At 67.5% G+C, this 1618-nt stretch carries 1 protein-coding gene and 1 riboswitch; the gene reads left to right on the top strand.

Going from position 1 to position 1618, the window contains the following annotated elements:
* Nucleotides 1–12: 12 nt before the first annotated feature.
* A riboswitch (cyclic di-AMP (ydaO/yuaA leader) is annotated at nucleotides 13–193 on the bottom strand.
* Between the two features lie 588 nt (nucleotides 194–781).
* A partial coding sequence (locus tag H5J33_RS34530; RefSeq protein ID WP_181798606.1) for a polyprenyl synthetase family protein occupies nucleotides 782–1618 on the top strand: 837 nt, incomplete at its 3' end.

Raw genomic sequence — 1618 nt, 5'->3', positions numbered from 1 at the left:
CAGCAGGCATCGAAAGTTCCTCTCCGGCGCCTGCGAGGTGAGCTGTCGGGTTCGGGCGGGGAGGTGCCCGGCCGTGCCCGGGAGGAGGCACGGCTTCACCCCGAGCCGTTCCGGTGCGGCGGATGCCGTCCGGCGCGGCGACTTACCTGGGTCCCCCGCTCCTGCCGTACGAATGAGTTCGTGAATGGGTTACGCGGGCGGCGGCAGGATTCGGCGTCCGCCCGACGGCCCGGAACGTATGCGAGAGCACATGTCGGGAACAAGTACCGGATTCATAGAACGCGCCATTTGACCTTGATCGATGTCGTATGGGGGGCTTGATCCTTTGCGGTTGCCAATCCTCAACTCGCCGACGGGGCAAGGGGGGCGGGGGGAGCGGCGGGCGGCGCGCGTCGGCCGGTCGAGTGACTCAATTCACGAAATAGCAAAAGACTTCAAATCGGACATGAGGGATTAGGAGGATTCAGGCCTGAAGTCCGAGTCGTGGTGGAACCCGGAGCGTGGCGCCTGTCGTTGCCGTAGAGGCCGGCCGGGAAGAGGTGAGGAGAGGAAGGTGTGGAGAGGTCGCGACACGGCATCCGGATTACTGTTAAGTCGATATATGTCCCCTTATTACCGTGTGATCAAAACCATGCCGGTCATGATCCGATACCACCCGGGCTGGACCGGTGGGCGCTATCGGTGATCGAAACAGGACCGGATACGCTGACTTGAGTGATGGCAGCGACCTATCGACAAACCGTGTAATCGCCAGCAGACACCAGCAGACAGGAGACCCCTCGTGACCGTCGTCGGGCCGTTCGGGCTGAGCGTGCGGGACCAGGCTCTGGAAGCCGATGTCCAGGCCGGATTGGCGGCTGTCGAGGAAGGCTTGCTCGATGCCACCAAGAGCGAGGTCCCGTTCATCACCGAGGCCGCGCAGCACCTCGTGCGGGCCGGCGGGAAACGATTCCGGCCACTGCTCGTGATGCTCGCCGCCCAGTTCGGCGACCCGTACGCGCCGGGCGTCGTGCCGTCGGCCGTGGTCGTGGAGCTCACCCACCTGGCCACGCTCTACCACGACGACGTCATGGACGAGGCGGCCGTACGGCGCGGGGTGGACAGCGCCAACACCCGCTGGGGCAACTCGGTCGCGGTCCTCACCGGCGACTTCCTCTTCGCCCGCGCCTCCCAGATCCTCGCCGACCTCGGCCCGGAGGCGGTCCGGGTGCAGGCGCTGGCGTTCGAACGGCTGGTCACCGGGCAGATCCTGGAGACCGCGGGCCCCTCGGACGGCCGTGACCCGGTCGAGCACTACCTGGACGTGCTGGCCGGCAAGACCGGCTCCCTGGTGGCGGTGTCCTGCCGGTTCGGCGCGATGATGTCCGGCGCCGGCGAGCGGGTCGTGGACGTGCTCACCCAGTACGGCGAACGGCTCGGTGTCGCCTTCCAGCTGGCGGACGACGTCCTGGACATCGCCTCCGACTCCCACGAGTCCGGCAAGACCCCGGGCACCGACCTGCGCGAGGGCATCCCGACGCTGCCGGTGCTCCGGCTGCGCGAGCGGGCCGCCCGGCTCGGGCTGGCCGAGGACATCGCCCTGTGCGAACTGCTGGACTCCGACCTCAGCGACGACACC

Origin of the sequence: Streptomyces sp. WELS2 (assembly GCF_013870595.1) — a bacterium.
Classification (GTDB): Bacteria; Actinomycetota; Actinomycetes; order Streptomycetales; family Streptomycetaceae; genus Streptomyces.
Note: the sequence above shows the minus strand (reverse complement) of the source record. Positions and strands in the feature narration are given on the sequence as shown.